Source organism: Herbaspirillum sp. 1173 (genome assembly GCF_031455335.1).
GTDB classification, from domain to species: Bacteria; Pseudomonadota; Gammaproteobacteria; order Burkholderiales; family Burkholderiaceae_D; genus Herbaspirillum; species Herbaspirillum huttiense.
On record NZ_JAVDSP010000012.1, the window covers coordinates 46984 to 65449 of the forward strand.

General features: G+C 64.4%; 17 protein-coding genes. 6 read left to right on the forward strand and 11 right to left on the reverse strand.

The window, feature by feature from the left end:
- Positions 1 to 54 precede the first annotated feature (54 nt).
- The 11 genes from pcaF to J2X56_RS25075 form a co-directional block, all read right to left on the reverse strand.
- Positions 55 to 1257: a 3-oxoadipyl-CoA thiolase gene (gene pcaF, locus J2X56_RS25025; RefSeq protein WP_121040466.1), complete on the reverse strand. Its 1203-nt coding sequence runs from the start codon at positions 1255 to 1257 to the stop codon at positions 55 to 57.
- Between the two features lie 41 nt (positions 1258 to 1298).
- A complete protein-coding gene (paaK, locus tag J2X56_RS25030; protein WP_310163660.1) occupies positions 1299 to 2639 on the reverse strand; it encodes a phenylacetate--CoA ligase PaaK in 1341 nt (446 codons plus the stop codon).
- Between the two features lie 35 nt (positions 2640 to 2674).
- Positions 2675 to 3163: a hydroxyphenylacetyl-CoA thioesterase PaaI gene (gene paaI / locus J2X56_RS25035; RefSeq protein ID WP_121040462.1), complete on the reverse strand. Its 489-nt coding sequence runs from the start codon at positions 3161 to 3163 to the stop codon at positions 2675 to 2677.
- Positions 3156 to 4694, reverse strand: a complete 1539-nt coding sequence (locus J2X56_RS25040; protein ID WP_134136923.1) for a 3-hydroxyacyl-CoA dehydrogenase — start codon at positions 4692 to 4694, stop codon at positions 3156 to 3158. The genes paaI and J2X56_RS25040 overlap by 8 nt, the downstream gene beginning before the upstream one ends.
- Position 4695: 1 nt before the next feature.
- Positions 4696 to 5487 (reverse strand): 2-(1,2-epoxy-1,2-dihydrophenyl)acetyl-CoA isomerase PaaG, encoded by a 792-nt coding sequence (gene paaG / locus J2X56_RS25045; RefSeq protein WP_134136921.1) that lies wholly within the window; start codon positions 5485 to 5487, stop codon positions 4696 to 4698.
- Positions 5488 to 5548: 61 nt separating this feature from the next.
- A complete protein-coding gene (gene paaE / locus J2X56_RS25050) occupies positions 5549 to 6619 on the reverse strand; it encodes a 1,2-phenylacetyl-CoA epoxidase subunit PaaE (protein WP_259433349.1) in 1071 nt (356 codons plus the stop codon).
- A 36-nt stretch (positions 6620 to 6655) separates the two neighbouring features.
- Positions 6656 to 7189, reverse strand: a complete 534-nt coding sequence (paaD, locus tag J2X56_RS25055) for a 1,2-phenylacetyl-CoA epoxidase subunit PaaD (RefSeq protein ID WP_134136917.1) — start codon at positions 7187 to 7189, stop codon at positions 6656 to 6658.
- Entirely contained in the window at positions 7186 to 7938 is a 753-nt protein-coding gene (gene paaC / locus J2X56_RS25060) for a 1,2-phenylacetyl-CoA epoxidase subunit PaaC (RefSeq protein WP_121040452.1), read from the reverse strand. Before paaC ends, paaD begins: the two co-directional genes overlap by 4 nt.
- 12 nt (positions 7939 to 7950) lie before the next feature.
- The gene (gene paaB, locus J2X56_RS25065) at positions 7951 to 8235 is read right to left on the reverse strand and encodes a 1,2-phenylacetyl-CoA epoxidase subunit PaaB (protein ID WP_008332574.1); all 285 of its coding nucleotides are present in this window, start codon (positions 8233 to 8235) and stop codon (positions 7951 to 7953) included.
- Positions 8236 to 8328: 93 nt separating this feature from the next.
- The gene (paaA, locus tag J2X56_RS25070; protein ID WP_121040450.1) at positions 8329 to 9315 is read right to left on the reverse strand and encodes a 1,2-phenylacetyl-CoA epoxidase subunit PaaA; all 987 of its coding nucleotides are present in this window, start codon (positions 9313 to 9315) and stop codon (positions 8329 to 8331) included.
- 128 nt (positions 9316 to 9443) lie between these two features.
- Positions 9444 to 10046, reverse strand: a complete 603-nt coding sequence (locus J2X56_RS25075; RefSeq protein WP_121040448.1) for a phenylacetic acid degradation protein PaaY — start codon at positions 10044 to 10046, stop codon at positions 9444 to 9446.
- 586 nt (positions 10047 to 10632) lie between these two features.
- Here J2X56_RS25075 and J2X56_RS25080 point away from each other — a divergent pair.
- The 6 genes from J2X56_RS25080 to J2X56_RS25105 all read left to right on the forward strand — a co-directional run bounded on the left by J2X56_RS25080 (position 10633) and on the right by J2X56_RS25105 (position 18444).
- Entirely contained in the window at positions 10633 to 11253 is a 621-nt protein-coding gene (locus J2X56_RS25080) for a TetR/AcrR family transcriptional regulator (RefSeq protein ID WP_039786324.1), read from the forward strand.
- A 72-nt stretch (positions 11254 to 11325) separates the two neighbouring features.
- Complete coding sequence (locus tag J2X56_RS25085; RefSeq protein ID WP_310163674.1) at positions 11326 to 12471, forward strand: ABC transporter substrate-binding protein; 1146 nt, start codon at positions 11326 to 11328, stop codon at positions 12469 to 12471.
- Between the two features lie 72 nt (positions 12472 to 12543).
- Entirely contained in the window at positions 12544 to 14604 is a 2061-nt protein-coding gene (paaZ, locus tag J2X56_RS25090) for a phenylacetic acid degradation bifunctional protein PaaZ (RefSeq protein WP_310163678.1), read from the forward strand.
- Positions 14605 to 14760: 156 nt separating this feature from the next.
- Positions 14761 to 15813 carry a branched-chain amino acid ABC transporter permease gene (locus J2X56_RS25095; RefSeq protein WP_310163681.1) on the forward strand — a complete coding sequence of 351 codons (1053 nt, stop codon included), beginning with the start codon at positions 14761 to 14763 and terminating at the stop codon, positions 15811 to 15813.
- Positions 15814 to 15823: 10 nt separating this feature from the next.
- Positions 15824 to 17614, forward strand: coding sequence for a branched-chain amino acid ABC transporter ATP-binding protein/permease (locus J2X56_RS25100; RefSeq protein WP_310163683.1), 1791 nt, complete (start codon positions 15824 to 15826; stop codon positions 17612 to 17614).
- Positions 17614 to 18444, forward strand: coding sequence for an ABC transporter ATP-binding protein (locus J2X56_RS25105; RefSeq protein ID WP_409025229.1), 831 nt, complete (start codon positions 17614 to 17616; stop codon positions 18442 to 18444). The genes J2X56_RS25100 and J2X56_RS25105 overlap by 1 nt, the downstream gene beginning before the upstream one ends.
- The last annotated feature ends 22 nt before the right edge of the window (positions 18445 to 18466 follow it).

Here is an 18466-nt window from a genome sequence, read left to right on the forward strand (position 1 = left end):
TGCGCGGCATGTTGCAAGCGAGCAAACATGCGCGCACGGACCAGTCTCGTGGGCTCACACCCGTTCGATCACCAGCGCAATGCCCTGGCCTACGCCGATGCACATGGTGCACAGCGCGTAGCGGCCGCCGGTGCGCTCCAGCTGGTTGAGGGCGGTGGTCACCAGCCGCGCGCCGGAAGCCCCCAGCGGATGGCCGATGGCAATCGCACCGCCATTCGGATTGACGTGTGCGGCATCGTCGGGCAAGCCCAGATCGCGCGTCACCGCCAGTCCCTGTGCGGCAAAGGCTTCGTTGAGTTCGATCACGTCCATCTGCGCCAGCGTCAGGCCGACTTGCGCCAGCACCTTGCGTGCTGCCGGGGCCGGGCCGAAGCCCATGATGCGCGGCGCGACACCGGCGGTGGCCATGCCCAGCACGCGCGCACGCGGCTTCAGGCGATACAGGTCGGCCGCCTTGGGCGAGGCCAGCAGCAGCGCACAGGCGCCGTCGTTGACGCCGGACGCATTGCCGGCCGTGACGGTGCCATCGGGACGCACCACGCCCTTCAGTTTGGCCAGCGTGGCCAGGGTGGTGTCCGGGCGCGGATGTTCGTCGGTGGTGACGATGAGCGGATCGCCCTTCTTCTGCGGGATGGCCAGCGGTGCGATCTCGCCCGCGAAGAAACCGGCCTCCTGCGCTGCCGCCCAGCGTTGCTGGCTGCGCAGTGCAAAGGCGTCCTGGTCGGCCCGGTTGATGTTGAAATCGGTGGCGACGTTTTCGGCCGTCTCGGGCATCGAGTCGATGCCGTACTGCGCCTTCATCAGCGGATTGACGAAGCGCCAGCCGATGGTGGTATCGAAGATCGCGGCACTGCGCGAGAAAGCCGATTCCGCCTTGCCCATCACGAAGGGCGCGCGCGTCATGCTCTCCACGCCGCCGGCGATCATCAGCTGCACCTCGCCCGATTTGATGGCGCGTGCGGCCATGCCCACCGCATCGAGGCTGGAGCCGCACAGGCGGTTGAGGGTGGTGCCCGGCACCTCGATGGGCAAGCCGGCCAGCAGACCGGCCATGCGGGCCACGTTGCGGTTGTCTTCGCCGGCCTGGTTGGCGCAGCCGTAAAGGATGTCGTCGACGCAGCGCCAGTCCACGCCGGGGTTGCGCTCCATCAGGCTGCGGATCGGCGCAGCCGCCAGGTCATCGGCGCGCACCGCGCCCAATGCACCGCCATAGCGGCCGAAGGGCGTGCGGATGGCGTCACAGATCAATGCTTCCATAAGTTGTTTTCTTCCTGGATCAAGGGTTGCAGGGCCGGGCATCAGGCCGGAACGGCCGACGTGGCGGCGGCTTCGGCCTTCTTGCGATGGTCGATCACGCGTTTGGCCTTGCCCACCGAGGTGCGCTCGATCATGCCGGCCGGCACCACCGTCACCTTGGTCGAAATGCCGACATAGGTCTTGATGCTGTGCTGCAGTTCCTTCTCCAGCGCCTCCACGTGTTCGTTGGAGGCATCCTCGCGCAGCTCGGCGAAGACGCACATGCTGTCCATGTGGCCGTGGCGTTCGATCTGCAGCTGGTACTGCGGGGCCAGTTGCGGCAGCTTCAGGATCAGTTCCTCGATCTGGGTCGGGAACACGTTCACGCCACGGATGATGAGCATGTCGTCCGAGCGTCCGGTGATCTTGCCGATGCGGCGCATCGCGCGCGAGGTCGGCGGCAACAGGCGCGTGAGGTCGCGCGTGCGGTAGCGGATCATCGGCAGCGCTTCCTTGGTCAGCGAGGTAAAGACCAGTTCGCCTTCAGAGCCATCGGGCAGCACTTCGCCGGTATCCGGGTCGATGATCTCGGGATAGAAGTGGTCTTCCCAGATCACCGGACCATCCTTGCTCTCGATGCATTCGCTGGCCACGCCCGGCCCCATCACTTCGGAGAGGCCGTAGATGTCCACTGCATCGATGCCGGCGCGCTGCTGGATCTCGCGGCGCATGGCATCGGTCCAGGGCTCGGCGCCGAAGATGCCGACCTTCAGCGAGCTGGCCGCCGCATCCAGTCCCTGGCGCTGGAATTCTTCGATCACGTTGAGCATGTAGGAGGGCGTGACCATGATGATGCTGGGTTTGAAATCACGAATGAGCTGCACCTGCTTCTCGGTCTGGCCGCCCGACATGGGGATCACGGTGCAGCCCAGTTTTTCGGCACCATAGTGCGCGCCCAGGCCGCCGGTGAAGAGCCCGTAGCCATAGGAAATCTGCACGATGTCGCCACGCCGGCCGCCGGCGGCGCGAATGGAGCGCGCCACCACGGTAGCCCAGGTATCGATGTCGTTCTGCGTATAGCCCACCACGGTCGGCTTGCCGGTGGTGCCGCTGGAAGCGTGCACCCGCACCACCTGTTCGCGCGGTACGGCAAACATGCCGAAGGGATAGTGGTCGCGCAGGTCCTGCTTGGTGGTGAAGGGAAATTTGGACAGATCCGACAGGCTCTTGAGATCGTCCGGATGCACGCCGGCCTGGTCGAAGGCATTGCGGTAGTGCGCCACGTTGTCATAGGCGTGCTGCAAGGACCATTTCAGGCGTTGCAGCTGCAGCGCCTGCAGTTCGTCGCGGCTGGCGGTTTCGATGGGTTCCAGATCGCCGGGTTGTGGAATGCGGGTGGTCATGGTGGTCTCCTGTCTCTGTTGGTATTGGTGTTCTTTTATGCGTGGCCTTGCTGCGCCGCTGGCAGTCCGCTGATCACCTCGCCCTTGATGCGATAGGACTTGCCCCGGAACAGCGCGATGATCTTGCCGTCCTGGTTGCTCACGGTGATGTCGTAGACCCCGGTGCGGCCGGCCAGCGTACGTTCCTGTGCCTCGGCAGTCAGGACGTCATTGCGCAGGGCCGGTGCCACGTATTCGATGCTGCACCCCGATGCCACGGTGTTGAGATTACGGCTGTTGCAGGCAAATGCAAAGCTGCTGTCGGCCAGCGCGAAGATGAAACCGCCGTGGCAGGTGGCGTGGCCATTGAGCATGTCGCTGCGCACCAGCATGCTCATGCGCGCGCGGCCGGGCGCGACTTCCAGGATCCTCATGCCCAGCGCCTGGGAAGCGTTGTCGCGCGGGAACATGGCCTGTACCGTGGCCTCGGCCAGGGCTTGCGGATCCATCTCGGCAGATGGGAATGACAATGCGGTTTCACTCATGGAATTTCCTCCCGGATGCTTGCAGTCGTTGGAGCAGGGGCGAGACGCGGTAGCGGTCTTCGCCATAGGTGGCACTGAGCTGGCGCAGTACATTGGCGACGGTGTCGACGCCGATGGCATCGGCCCAGGCCAGCGGGCCGCGCGGATAGTTGACGCCCTTCTGCATGGCCAGGTCGGCGTCCTGCTTGCTGCACACGCCCTGGCTGACGGCGTCCGCCGCTTCGTTGATGAGCATGCAGACGGTGCGCATGACCACCATGCCCGGCACGTCCTGCAGCGGCGAGAGGGCAAAGCCGCAGTGTTGCAGCACGCCCGCCACCGCCTCCCAGGCCCGGTCGCGGCACTGGTCGGCGCGGGTCAGGGCCAGGCGCGGGGCCGTGGCATAGTCCAGTGCCAGGTCCACCAGCACCACGTCGGGCATGTTGTAGTCATAGGATTGCTGGGTCGCGGTGCGGCCGCCGGTCATGTAGAGGCGGCCGGGGCCGGCCTTCATCAGCAGCTGGTCGGCGCGCGCCTCGCAGTACTCCACGCGGCCCTGATAGCGCGCGCGGATCACTTCCACCAGCGGATGCGTACCGAACAATTGCAGCGGTACCGTGGGCGTGCCGAATGCCGGGACGGTGACTGGCTGTGGCGTTTCCGGTGCCTCGCCATAGCGATAGAAACCGCGTCCGCTCTTGCGCCCGAGGAAGCCGGCGTGCACCAGCTCCTGCTGGATCAGCGACGGCGTGAAACGCGGATCATTGAAATACGCCTGGAACACCGATTGCGTGACGGCGAAATTGACGTCATGCCCGATCAGGTCCATCAGTTCGAACGCCCCCATGCGGAAACCGCCGGACTCGCGCAGGATGGCGTCGATGGTCGCCGGTTGCGCACCGCGCTCATTGAGCACGCGCAAGGCTTCGGCGTAATAGGGACGCGCCAGCCGGTTGACGATGAAGCCCGGTGTCGAGGCGGCCACCACCGGCACCTTGCCCCAGGCCAGCGCGGTGTCATGCAGGCACTGCACCACGGTGGCATCGCTGCATACGCCGCGGATGATTTCCACCAGCGCCATCATCGGCACCGGGTTGAAGAAATGCATGCCGGCCAGACGTTCGGGATGGCGCAGCGTGGCTGCGATCTGGGTGATCGAGATCGAGGAGGTATTGCTGGCCAGGATGCACTGCGCATCGACGATGGCTTCCAGCTTGCCGAACAGTTCCTGCTTGGCCGCCAGCTGTTCGACGATGGCTTCCACCACCAGGCGCGCATCGCGCATTTCCTGCAGCGCGTGCGCTACCGACAGCCGGTCGCTCGCGCCTTGCGCCTGTTCGTGCGTGATCTTGCCCTTGTTGGCCAGCTTGTCGAGGCTGGCGCGGATGTCGGCGATGGCCTTGGCCGCGGCACCGTCGCGGCTGTCGTAGAGCTGCACCGGATGGCCGGCGACTGCCGCCACCTGCGCAATGCCGGCGCCCATGGTGCCGCTGCCGATGACAGCGACGCGGGCCGTGGCGGGCAGGGCGTGCGGAGACTCTGCTGCGCTCATGTCATTGTCCCGTGAATTGCGGCGCGCGCTTTTCCAGGAAGGCGCTCACGCCTTCGCGGTAGTCGCGGCTGTGGCCGAGGGTGCGCATGGTGTCGCGTTCCAGGTCCAGCTGTTCGGGCAGCGTATTGGCCGGGCTGGCATACAGCGTGGCCTTGGTCGCGGCCAGGCCCTTGGTCGGGGCGCGGGCGAAGTGGGTGGCCATGGCATAGGCTTCTTCCATGAGCTTGTCGTCGTCCACGCACTTCCAGATCAGGCCCCAGCGTTCGGCCTGCTCGGCGCTGATCTTCTCGCCCAGCAGTGCCATGCCCATGGCGCGCGCCGTGCCCACCAGGCGCGGCAGGAAATAGGTGCCGCCGGTATCGGGGATCAATCCCAGCTTGCAGAACACTTCCACGAAGCTGGCCGAACGCGCGGCCAGCACGATGTCGCAGGCCAGCGGCAGGTTGGCGCCCGCACCGGCGGCCACGCCATTGACGGCGCAGATCACCGGGAAGGGCAGCGCCCGCAGCGACTTCACCAGCGGACCGTAGTACTTGTCGATGGATTCGCCCAGGTCGACGGCGCCGTCGCCGGGTTTGACGGCGCGGTCGCCCAGGTCCTGGCCGGCACAGAAACCGCGACCGGCACCGGTGAGCAGCAGCACCCGCACGCTGGTGTCGGCCTGCAGCGTGGCGATGGCCTCGCGCAATTCCAGGTGCATGGCCACGGTGAAGCTGTTGAGCTTGTCAGGGCGGTTCAGGGTGATGACGGCGATGCCGTCATGGTTCTCGAAGAGGATGGTGGAGTCGCTCATGGGCTCAGGAAAGTTCAGGGGCTGATCAAAGGGAGGGCCGCATCGTGCGGGCGTGGCTGGCTCAGTTGTCCTGGTCGAAGTCCAGCAGCAGCTTGTCGCTGACCGGGAAGGATTGGCAGCTCAGGACGAAGCCGCGCGCGATCTCGTAGTCTTCGAGCGCGTAGTTGGCATCCATGTCGACCTTGCCCTCGACCACCTTGCAGCGGCAGGTGGCGCACACGCCGCCCTTGCAGGAGTAGCGCAGGTCGATGCCGTGCTTCAGGCCGGCGTCGAGCACGGATTCCTTTTCCTTGTCCATGGTGAAGACGTTGTGATAGCCGTCGACGATGACCGTGACTTCGCATTCCTTCTTGCCGACGACGGGGCGCGAAGCATGCGCACGCGTCGGCGCGCTGGCGGCGAACAGTTCGGTCTTGATCTGCGCCTTGGGCAGGCCATGCGCCTGCAGCGAATCGGAGACGGCCTGCACCATTTCTTCCGGGCCGCACAGGAAGGCGGCATCGACGTCCTTGAGATCGATCCAGGAGGCGAAGAAGGCATCGCACTTGCTGCGGTCGATGCGGCCGTTGAACAATTCCACGTCCTGCTGTTCGCGGCTCATCACCCAGATCACGTTGAGCCGTTCGAGGTAGGCATCCTTGAGGTCGGTGATCTCTTCCTTGAAGATCACCGAGGAGGAAGCACGATTGGCATAGACCAGCGTGAAGCGGCTGTGCGGCTCGGCCAGCAGGGTGGTCTTGATGATGGAGATCATCGGCGTGATGCCGCTGCCCGCCGCAAAGGCCAGGTAGTGCTTGCGGTTGGCCGCATCCAGCGGGACGTTGAAGTGGCCCATGGGCGGCATCACTTCGATGCTTTGTCCCGGAACAAAGGATTCATTGGCCCAGTTCGAGAACAGCCCGCCCGGCACGCGCTTGATGGCCACGCGCAACTGCTTTTCCTGGGTAGCCGCGCAGATCGAATAGGAGCGGCGCAATTCCTCGCCCTCGATGTGCGAGCGCAGTGTCAGGTGCTGGCCTTGCTGGTAGGAAAACGTGTCCTGCAATTCGGGCGGGACGGCGAAGGAGACCACGATGGTGTCGCGCGTTTCCTGTTTCACGCCCGAGATGGTCAGTGGATAGAATTTGCTCATGATCTTGTGCCTTTGTTCTGGGACATTGAGCGCGGCTCAATGCGCCTTGAAGTAATCGAACGGCTCGCGGCAGTCCTTGCACTGGTACAGCGCCTTGCAGGAGGTGGAGCCGAACTGGCTCACGCAGACCGTCTGCATCGAACCGCAATGCGGACATTGCACCTGCGGTGTTGCCTGTCGCCGGATACTGATGCCACGGATGTCGACCACCTGCTGCGCCGGGGGCGCGATGCCGTATTGCTGCAGGTTGCGGCGGCCTTTCTCGCTCATCCAGTCGGTGTTCCAGGCCGGTGCCAGCTGCGTGCGGATGGCCACCTCGGCCAGTCCGTGCTGCTTGAGTGCCGTGCTGATGTCCTGCGCGATCACGCCCATGGCCGGGCAGCCGGAGTAGGTCGGGGTGATGACCACGGTGCAGCGTGCTGCCTCGGCATCGTCATCGGAAACCTCGACGGCGCGCACGATGCCCAGGTCCACCACCGAGATGACCGGAATCTCCGGATCGGGAATGGCCTCCAGCCATTCCCAGATGCTCGCCTGCAGCGTCTGCGCGCGGGAGGCCAGCTCGTTCACCAGCTCGCTCCCGGATAGGTGCGCTGCAGGAACTGCATCTCCGCCAGCAGGTAGCCCAGGTGTTCGGTATGCCGTCCCTGCTTGCCGCCGCTCTGCATCCACAGTCCGGCCGCAGGCAGCTGCAGCGTGGCTTCGCGCATCACCTCGGTGACATGCTGCTGCCACTTCTGCTGCAGTTCTGCGAGATCCGGTGCGATGCCATCGGCCTGCATGGCCTGGTCCAGCGCGTCGGTGGTGAACAGTTCGCCGGTGTACATCCAAAGCGCATCGATGGCGTCCTGCATGCGGCGATGGCTTTCTTCGCTGCCATCACCCAGGCGGATCATCAGGTCGGTGCTGCGGCGTACGTGATAGGTGACTTCCTTGAAGCACTTCTGCGCGATCTCGGCGATGCGCGCATCGCTGCTTTCACAGAGTCCCTCAAGCAGGAAGTAATGCCACACGTCGAAGAGGAACTGGCGCGCCAGCGTATCGGCATAGCTGCCATTGGGCAGCTCCACCAGCAGCAGGTTGTGGAACTGATGGGCATCGCGCAGGAAGGCCAACTGGTCTTCGTTGCGTCCTGCACCTTCCAGTTCAGCGGCGTAGGCCAGCCACAGGCGCGCCTGGCCGATCAGGTCCAGCGAGACGTTGATCAAGGCCATGTCTTCTTCCAGGGCCGGGCCCTTGCCACACCATTCGGAGAGGCGTTGCGAGAGCACCAGGACGTTGTCGCCCAGGCGTCGCACGTAATCGGTTTTGTGGGTCATGGTGCGCGCCTCTTACAGGTTCTTCAGTTCGGCCGGCATGGGGAAGAATGTCGGGTGGCGATACACCTTGCTGTTGGCCGGTTCGAACAGCGGGGCCTTGTCGCCGGGGCTGGAGGAGACGATGTCGGCGGCGCGCACCACCCAGATGCCCACGCCTTCATTGCGGCGGGTGTAGACGTCGCGCGCGTTGTTGATGGCCATCTCGCCATCGGGGGCATGCAGGCTGCCGACGTGTTTATGGGCCAGACCGTGCTGGCTGCGGATGAAGACTTCCCAGAGAGGCCATTCCTTGCTCATGATGCGTTTCCTTGTTGGCGGGCCGCCCGGTGATGTCGGGCGGCCACTGGCAGGTTGTGAGATGAAGCGATTCAGAAACAGACGATGGGCGACTCACGCCGCCTTGCGTGCGGCACGCTTGTCGGCGTGCGCCACCAGCGCATCGCGGAACCACGCACCGTCGTCATAGGCTTTCTTGCGGGTGGCCAGGCGTTCGCGGTTGCAGGGGCCATTGCCGCGCAGGACGTTGTGGAATTCGTCCCAGTTGATTTCACCGAAGTCGTAGCGGCCACGTTCTTCGTTCCACTTGAGATCGGGGTCGGGCACGGTCAGGCCCAGGTATTCGATCTGCGGGATGGTCTGGTCGACCATGCGCTGGCGCAGTTCGTCATTGGAGAAGAGCTTGATGCGCCACTGCATCGATTGCGCGCTGTTGACCGATTCCGCATCGGAGGGACCGAACATCATCAGCGCCGGCCACCACCAGCGGTTCAGCGCATCCTGCGCCATCTGCTTCTGCTCGGACGTGCCACGGCACAGCGCCAGCATGATGTCGTAGCCCTGGCGGGCGTGGAAGGATTCCTCCTTGCATACGCGCACCATGGCGCGCGAATAGGGACCATAGGAGCAGCGGCACAGCGGGATCTGGTTGATGATGGCCGAGCCATCCACCAGCCAGCCAATGGCCCCCATGTCGGCCCAGCTCAGGGTCGGATAGTTGAAGATGCTGGAGTACTTGGCCTTGCCGGAATGCAGGTCGCCCAGCAGCGCATCGCGCGACACGCCCAGGGTTTCTGCCGCGCTGTAGAGGTAGAGGCCGTGCCCGGCTTCGTCCTGGATCTTGGCCAGCAGGATGGCCTTGCGCTCCAGGGTCGGGGCGCGCGTGACCCAGTTGGCCTCGGGCAGCTGGCCGACGATTTCCGAGTGGGCGTGCTGCGAGATCTGGCGCACCAGCGTCTTGCGATAGGCCTCGGGCATCCAGTCCTTGGGCTCGATCTTGACGCCCGCATCGATGCGCGCCTGGAAGGCCTGTTCTTCGGGGGACATGTCATCGGCGCTGCGCACCTTGGCCAGTCCGGTTTCTACGAGTTGTGCATACATGCTGCTTCTCCATGAAGGTGGATCACGCGGAGGCAGGACGAACACGGTCCTTGCCGCAGGGACCAGCCCAGCGTCTGCGTGAGGTGTAAGCGTGAATCTTGAAACTGAAAAAAATGTGCTGCCGTCTGCTAAGCCCGTCTGGCCGCGATCAGCGGTTCGACGAAGGGCGCAGCCAGGCTCGGCCGGTTCTCTTCGATCTGCGCCAGGGGGCTGACCTCCCGCAGGCTCTTCAGGCTGCGCTTGGCGAGGTCGTGATACGTCTCGGTACCGGCCCGTTTCCAGGCCATCTCTTCTTCCGTCAGGTCGCGTACCACCTTGGCCGGCAAACCGGCCACCAGGGTGCGCGCGGGAATCTGCATGCCGGCGCGCACGAAGGCGCAGGCCGCCACGATGGACTGTGCGCCCACCACTGCCTCATCCATCACCACCGCATTCATGCCCACCAGCGCATCGCGTTCGACGGTGCAGCTGTGCAGCACCGCACCGTGGCCGATGTGGCCGTTCTCGCCCACCACCGTCGCATGGCCGGGGAAGCCGTGCACCACGCAGGTGTCCTGTACGTTGGCACCGCGTTCCAGCACGATGCGGCCGAAGTCGCCGCGCAGGCAGGCGGCCGGGCCGACGTAGCAATCGGGACCGACGATGACGTCGCCAATCAGCACTGCCGTGGGATGGACATAGGCGGCCGGGTCGACCACCGGGATCACGCCTTCGATCGAGTAACAGGGCACAGCGTCTCCTTGGCCGGCGCTTTCACTGCAGGCGCCAGCAGCTTGTGGTTGCAGCGTGCTGAACTTTGCTTGTCTTTCCCGGTTGAAACGCATGGAAAAAAGCATTTGCCTGCCGCTGTTTTTTGAGGAATAATAATTTCGACCGACCGGTTGGTCAATAATGTTTTGAAGATTTTTTTCTGACCGTGTTGAGGACGCAGGGAAGTCAGGGGCCTGTTCCCATTCAATCTGCGAGTGCGAGAGGTCGCCAAGCGTTGACTGCCTAGGCGCAGCGACGCGCCGTGGTGGTGCCACGGCAAGGAGCTGCAACAACGGCAGGCGACGCTTGGCGGCCTCTCCCGGAGGGTTGCCCCCAGAAGGCGTGCTGGCCGCGTTGCACGTCAGGGCTGGTGGCACCACCACCAGCCCTGACGCGCGCCTTGCCACCACGCCTTCTGGGGGCAACGCATCTCGCAGATTGAATGGGAACAGGCCCTGGGCAGGGCAGGGAGGCTGGCAGAACAGGATGTCTCCGATAGATGTTTCGTAAGAGTTTTGATTTACGGCACAATCATGACTTTGCGGAAATATCGACGAGGAAGCATTTATGCCACGCAAGCGAGCAGCGGGATACGACAACCAGCGCGAGACCATCATCGAACAGGCGGCAGCCCTGTTCGCGCGCAATGGTTTCGTGGGCACATCGATGAATGAGGTGGCGCTGGCGTGTGGCCTGTCCAAGGCGTCGCTGTATCACTACTTTGCCGACAAGCACCAGTTGCTGATGCACATCTGCGAAGACCACATCGATCGCCTCTGTGCGCTGGTCGATGAAGTCGCGCAGCAGGAGCTGGACCCCGAGCCGCGCTTGCGCCTGCTGATCCAGCGCTTCGTGGAGGAATATCGCGATGCGCAGAACGAGCATCGCGTCCTGACCGAGGACGTGCGTTTCCTGGAACCGGGAGACCAGAAGCGCATCCTCACCGGCGAGCGCAAGGTGGTCAAGGCGGTGGCCGAGGCCATGTGCGCGGTGCGGCCGGAACTGGATCGCAGCCGCATGGCCAAGCCGCTGGCCATGCTGTTGTTCGGCATGATCAACTGGATGTTCATGTGGTTGAAGCCCGATGGCGAACTGACCCATGAACGCATGGCCGTGGTCGTGTCCGATTTGTTGTTTGGCGGAATCGGTGCCGTCAGCCTGGAAGGCACCGGGAAGAAGAAACGATGACGTGAGCCCTTGATCGGTAGCGTCATTGCAGGCATGCAGCACCACAATGACAAAATCATCAAGGAGACCTCCATGCAGTTTGCTCGCCCTTTGCTGGCGCTGGCTTTGGCCGGCTGCGCGCTCGTCGCACACGCCGACATCAACGTCGGCGTCACCGTATCCACCACCGGCCCGGCCGCTTCGCTGGGCATCCCCGAAAAAAACACCATCGCACTTCTGCCTGCCACCATCGGCGGGCAGAAGATCAACTACATCGTCCTCGATGACGCCTCCGACACCACGCAGGCGGTCAAGAACGCACGCCGCTTCGTCTCCGAAAACAATGTGGATGTGATCGTCGGTTCGTCGGTGAGCCCCAACTCGATCTCGATGATCGAAGTGGCCGCCGAAGCGCAGACGCCGATGATCTCGCTGGCCGCGGCCGCGCGCATCGTCGAGCCCATGGACGCCAAGAAGAAGTGGGTCTTCAAGACCCCGCAGAACGACATCATGATGTCGCTTGCCATCGCCAAGGACATGGTGGCGCGCGGCTACCAGCGCATCGCCTTCATCGGTTATTCCAACGCCGATGGCGAAGGCTGGTACGAAGAATTCAAGAAGGCCGCCGGCCTCAAGAAACTGGAACTGGTGGCCAATGAACGCTTCGCCCCCAACGATACCTCGGCCACCGCGCAAGCCCTGAAGCTGGTGGCGGCCAAGCCGGATGCCATCCTCATCGCCGCCTCCGGCACCCCGGCCGTCGTGCCGCAGCGTGCCTTGAAGGAGCGCGGCTTCAAGGGCCAGATCTACCAGACCCACGGCGTGGCCAATGCCGACTTCCTGCGCGTGGGCGGCAAGATGCTCGACGGCACCCTGCTGCCGGCCGGCCCCGTGCTGGTAGCGGCGCAGCTTCCTGCGGCCAACCCCATCCGCAAGGTGGCGCTGGACTACACCGCCAAGTATGAAGCCGCGCATGGCAAGGACAGCGTCTCGCTCTTCGGCGGCTATGCCTGGGATGCCGGCGTGCTGCTGCAGTCGGCCATTCCGGTGGCATTGAAGCGCGGCAAGCCGGGTACGCCGGAATTCCGCGCCGCCCTGCGCGATGCGCTGGAAGCCACCAAGGAAGTCACCGGCGTGCATGGCGTCTACAACATGTCGGCCACCGATCACCTGGGCCTGGACCAGCGTGCTTCGGTGATGGTCAAGATCGTTGATGGCGCCTGGCAGTACCAGCCCTGATCCACCTTTGTCCGGCGCTGCGTGGCTGCATTGCCCGCAGCGCAGCGTTCACCCTGCCTACAGGAGTTTTCGATGTCCGCCCGTCCCCCTCTGCTCCAGAGTTTCATCGCCGGCCGCTGGTTCGGTGAAAGCCCGGCCCAGGCACTGCACAGCGCAGTCAATGGCCACACCGTCGCCAGCACCCACCAGGAATCCATCGACTTCGGCGAAGCGCTGGAGCACGCCCGCAAGAAGGGCCTGCCGGCGCTGATGCAGCTGGACTTCCAGCAACGTGCAGCGATCCTCAAGGCGCTGGCCAAGTACCTGGTCGAGCACAAGGAAACGCTCTACGCCGTCTCCGCCCACACGGGCGCGACCCGCACCGACAGCTGGATCGACATCGAAGGCGGCAGCGGCACGCTGTTCACCTATGCCAGCATCGGCACCAATGAATTCCCCTCGTCCAACCTGGTCCACGAAGGCCCGGCCATCTCGCTGGGCAAGCAGGGCCGCTTCGCCGGGACGCACATCCTGGTGCCGCGTGGAGGCGTAGCGGTGCACATCAATGCGTTCAATTTCCCGGTCTGGGGCATGCTGGAAAAATTCGCCCCGACCTTCCTGGCCGGGATGCCCTGCATCGTCAAGCCCGCCACCGCCACCAGCTACCTGGCTGAAGCGGCGGTGCGCCTGATCCAGCAGTCGGGCCTGCTGCCCGAGGGCAGCCTGCAACTGGTCATCGGCAGCACCGGCGACCTGCTCGAGCGCCTGCAGGCGCAGGACGTGGTGACCTTTACCGGCTCGGCCGATACGGCGGCCAAGTTGCGTGCGCATCCCAACCTGATTGCGAATTCCATTCCCTTCAATGCCGAAGCCGATTCGCTGAACTGCGCGATTCTTGGCCCTGACGTCAATGCCGACGATGAAGAATTCGATCTCTTCGTCAAGGAAGTGGCGCGCGAGATGACCACCAAGGCCGGCCAGAAATGTACCGCCATTCGCCGCGCGATCGTGCCGCGCCAACACTTAGATGCAATTTCGGAAAAACTCGTCGCGCGCCTGTCGAAGACCGTGATCGGTGACCCTGCGCTGGAGTCGGTGCGCATGGGACCGCTGGCCTCACGCGCACAACAGCGCGATGTGGAAGAGCGCGTGGCCTTGCTGAAACAAAGTGCCGAGCTGATCCTGGGCGCTGGCAGCAGCTTCCAGCCGCAAGGAGAAGGCGTGGGCGAGGGCGCGTTCTTCGCGCCGACCCTGCTGCTGGCGCGCGATACCTCCGCCGGCAGCCCGGTGCATGAAGTGGAAGCCTTCGGTCCGGTCAGCACGCTCATGCCCTATGACGATCTCGATGAAGCCCTGGCGCTGGCCGCACGCGGACGCGGCAGCCTGGTGGCCAGCCTGGTCACGCGCAGTCCATCGGTGGCCGCGCGCGCCATTCCTGTAGCGGCTGCCTGGCATGGCCGCCTGCTGGTGCTCGATCGCGAAGCAGCTCCGGAATCCACCGGCCACGGCTCGCCCCTGCCGCAGCTCAAGCACGGTGGTCCTGGCCGCGCCGGTGGCGGTGAGGAACTGGGCGGCTCGCGCGCCGTGAAGCATTACCTGCAACGCACGGCGGTGCAGGGTTCACCGACCATGCTGGCCGCAGTCGTGGGCGAACACGTGCGGGGCGCGAAGGTGCGCGAATCGGATATCCATCCCTTCCGCCACTATTTCGAGGATCTGCAGATTGGCGACTCGCTGGCTACGCACCGCCGTACCGTCACCGAAGCCGACATCGTCAATTTCGGTTGCCTCTCGGGCGACCATTTCTACATGCACTTCGACGACATCTCGGCACGCCAGTCGCCGTTCGGCAAGCGCATCGCGCATGGCTACTTCGTGCTGTCGGCAGCGGCCGGCCTGTTCGTCTCGCCGGCGCCGGGTCCGGTGCTGGCCAACTACGGACTCGATACGCTGCGCTTCGTCAAGCCGGTGGGCATCGGCGACACCATCTCGGCGCGCCTGACCTGCAAGCGCAAGATCGACCGCAACAAGAAGGATGCCAACGGCCAGGGGCAAGGTGTGGTGGCCTGGGATGTGGAGGTGAGCAACCAGGACGGCGAGCTGGTGGCGTCCTACGACATCCTGACCCTGGTGGCGAAGAAGCCGCAGGCTTGAGCCATCCGGTTTTTTGCAGAAAGCTTCATGCTCCATCCGGTATTCCGCGCCAGACACAAGAAAGCAGCCCCAAAGGTTCATCTCTGACAAGAACCGGGCCTATCCCGGCCAGTCGCAGCCCGATCTGCGGCGGCCGGCATCAACAGGAGGAGACAAGTGGATACCAGCATTCTGACCGTGCTGATCCAGGACGGCATCACGACCGGCGCGATCTATGCGCTGCTGTCGCTGGCGCTGGTCCTGGTGTTTTCAGTGACACGGGTGATTTTCCTGCCGCAGGGCGAGTTCGTCGCCTTCGGCGCATTGACTCTGGCGGCCATCCAGAACGGGCAGGCCCCCGGCACCGCCTTGCTGCTGGTGGCGCTGGGCGGTGTGACGCTGGCCGTTGAAGGCGGCAACGCGCTGCGCCTGGCCGCAACGCGCGCGCGTTTTCTGCGCCGCCTGCCGTCGCTGCTGGCGATGCACATCGGCCTGCCGCTGGTGCTCTACGCACTGACGCGCTACGTGGACCTGCAAGCGCTGGCCATGCCCTGGCAGATCCTGCTGACGCTGCTGATCGTGGTGCCGATGGGGCCGATGATCTATCGCGTGGCTTACCAGCCGCTGGCGCATTCGAGCGTGCTGGTGTTGCTGATCGTCTCACTCGGTGTGCATCTGGCCATGGTCGGATTGGGACTGCTGATGTTCGGCCCCGAGGGGACCAACACCAAGCCCTTCACCGAGATGCAATTCAACCTGGGCGAGAGCCCGGTCTCGGGCCAGAGCGTGATCGTGCTGGCGACGGTGGCGGCCCTGATCGCCGTGATCTACGTCTTCTTCGAGCGCACCCTGACCGGCAAGGCCCTGCGTGCCACTGCCGTCAATCGTCTCGGTGCGCGGCTGGTGGGGGTGGGCATCAACCAGGCGGGCAAGCTGTCCTTCGCGATGTCGGCTGGGATCGGTGCGCTGTGCGGGATCCTGATTGCGCCCTTTACCATCGTCAACTATGAGTCCGGCTTCATCATCGCCCTGAAAGGCTTTGTGGGGGCCATCTTCGGCGGACTGGCGAGTTATCCGATTGCGGCATTGGGCTCGGTGTCGGTGGGGCTGATCGAGAGTTTTTCTTCCTTCTGGGCCAGTGCCTTCAAGGAGCTGATCGTCTTCACGGTCATCATCCCCATCCTGCTGTGGCGTTCGCTGACCAGCCACCACATCGACGAAGAAGCCTGAGGACGCCGCCATGACTGCATTCACATCGCATCGCGCCGCCTTGCCGGTGCTGTTTTTCGCCATCGTGCTGGTACTGCCGCAATTGGGCCTGGCGCCGTTCTGGGTCACGCTGCTGTCCTATGTGGGCCTGTATGCCATCGTCGCGCTGGGGCTGGTGCTGCTGACCGGCGTGGCGGGATTGATCTCGTTCGGGCAGGCGGCGTTTGTCGGCATCGGTGCCTACACCACCGCCTATCTCACGACGCAGTTCGGACTCTCCCCTTGGGTAGGATTGCTGGCCGGGATCGGGCTGACGGGCTTGTCGGCCTTCCTGATCGGCACGCTCACCATGCGCATCTCCGGCCATTACCTGCCGCTGTCCACGATTGCCTGGGGCCTGTCGCTGTACTACCTGTTCGGCAACCTGGAGATGCTGGGCAAGCATGACGGCATCAATGGCATCCCGCCGATTGCCATCGGCCAGTTCACCTTCGGCAACGGGGCCTCGATGTATTTGCTGATCTGGGCCGTGGTGATCCTGGCGCTGGTATCGGTGGTCAATTTCCTCGATTCGCGGGCGGGGCGCGCGGTGCGTGCGCTCAAGTTCGGCACCGTCATGCCGGAAGCCATGGGGGTCGATACGGCGCGGCTGAAGATCGTCATCTTCGTCTACGCGGCCGTGCTGGCCGGCATTTCCGGATGGCTCTACGCGCACCTGCAGCAGGCGGTCAATCCCACGCCCTTCGGTTTGAAATACGGCATCGACTACCTGCTGATGGTGGTGGTCGGTGGTGCCGGCCATGTGTGGGGAGCGATCCTCGGTGCGGGCCTGCTGGCGGTGCTGAGCAATTTCCTGCAGGAGTGGTTGCCGGGGGTGCTGGGCACCGGCGGCAATTTCGAGGCCATCGTCTTTGGCATCGCGCTGGTGATCTTTTTGCAGTTCGCCAACGAGGGCTTGTGGCCGCGTCTGCAGGCGCGATTCGGGCGTCGCCTGCCGCGTCAGCTGCCGGCGGATGCTGCGCCATTGACGCAGATTCCCAAGCCAGCGCGGGGCGAAGTGATCCTCGAAGTGGAGGCGGCGCGCAAGCAGTTCGGTGGACTGGTGGCGGTCAATGATGTGAGTTTCTCGGTGAAGGCCGGAGAGATCGTGGGACTGATCGGACCCAATGGCGCGGGCAAGTCGACGACCTTCAATCTGGTGACCGGTGTGCTCTCCATCACAAGTGGCAAGCTCAATTACCGCGGGCAGTCGCTGGCGGGCTTGTCCTCGCGCGAGATTTCCAGCCGTGGCATTGCGCGCACTTTCCAGCATGTGCGGCTGGTGCCGGGCATGAGCGTGCTGGAGAACGCGGCCATGGGCGCATTCCGGCGCGGCCAGTTCGCGCCCCAGCGCGGCATCCTGGCCAGCCTGGCGCGGGCCAATCGCAAGGAGGAGGCGCGCATCCTCAGTGAGGCGCGGCGGCAGCTGGAGCGTGTCGGCCTGGGCGATCTGATTGACCGGCCTGCGGGCAGCCTGGCGCTGGGCCAGCAGCGCATTCTGGAGATTGCACGGGCGCTGTGCTGTGATCCGGCGCTGTTGTTGCTGGATGAACCGGCGGCCGGTCTGCGCCTGAAAGAGAAGCAGGCGCTGGCGGCATTGCTGGACAAGCTGCGCGGCGAGGGGATGGCGGTGCTGCTGGTGGAGCACGACATGGACTTCGTGATGCAATTGACGGACCACATCGTGGTCATGGAATTCGGCACCAAGATTGCCGAGGGCACGCCGGCCCAGATCCAGGTCCACCCGGCGGTGCTGGAAGCCTATCTGGGAGGAGCCCAATGATGACCGCCGCGACCATGATGAACCCTGCCAGTGTGGAAACTGAAGTGCGGGCGGCGAGTGCGCCGCTGATGCTGGAAGTCAGCGGGCTCTCGGCGCGCTATGGCAAGGTGGCGGCCTTGACCGAGGCGGCGCTGTCGCTGCGGGCCGGGCAGATCGTGACCGTGATCGGGCCCAATGGGGCGGGCAAATCGACCTTGCTCAACGCCATGATGGGCGCGATGCCGGCGGGTGCGGCGGCCAGTGGACGGATCGCCTTCCAGGGCGAGGATGTGAGCCAGATGGAGGTGGAGGAGCGCGTGGCGCGCGGGCTGTCGCTGGTGCCGGAAAAACGTGAATTGTTTACGTCCATGAGCGTGGAGGACAATCTGCTGCTGGGTGCGTACAAGCGGCGGCGCAATGGCGAATCCGGTTATCTGGATCAGCAGGAGTTTGTCTATGCCTTGTTCCCGCGCCTGAAGGAGCGGCGCAAGCAGGCGGCCGGGACGCTGTCCGGTGGCGAGCGCCAGATGCTGGCCGTGGGGCGCGCCTTGATGGCCAAGCCGCAGGTGCTGATGCTGGATGAACCCAGTTTGGGGCTGGCACCGTTGATCACCAAGGAAATTCTTTCCATCATCAGCCAGTTGCGCAGCACCGGCGTGGCCACCTTGCTGGTGGAGCAGAATGCGCGGGCGGCCTTGCAGGTGGCTGATTACGGGTATGTGCTGGAGATGGGGGAGATCGTTTGTGAAGGGCCGGCGGGGGTGCTGGCGGCGGACAAGAAGATTGTGGAGAGTTATCTGGGGGTGGCGCGGGAGCCGGTGGAGCTGATTCAGCGCAGCGCGGTTTCCTAGCGGACCAGTTGCCCGGCAGCCC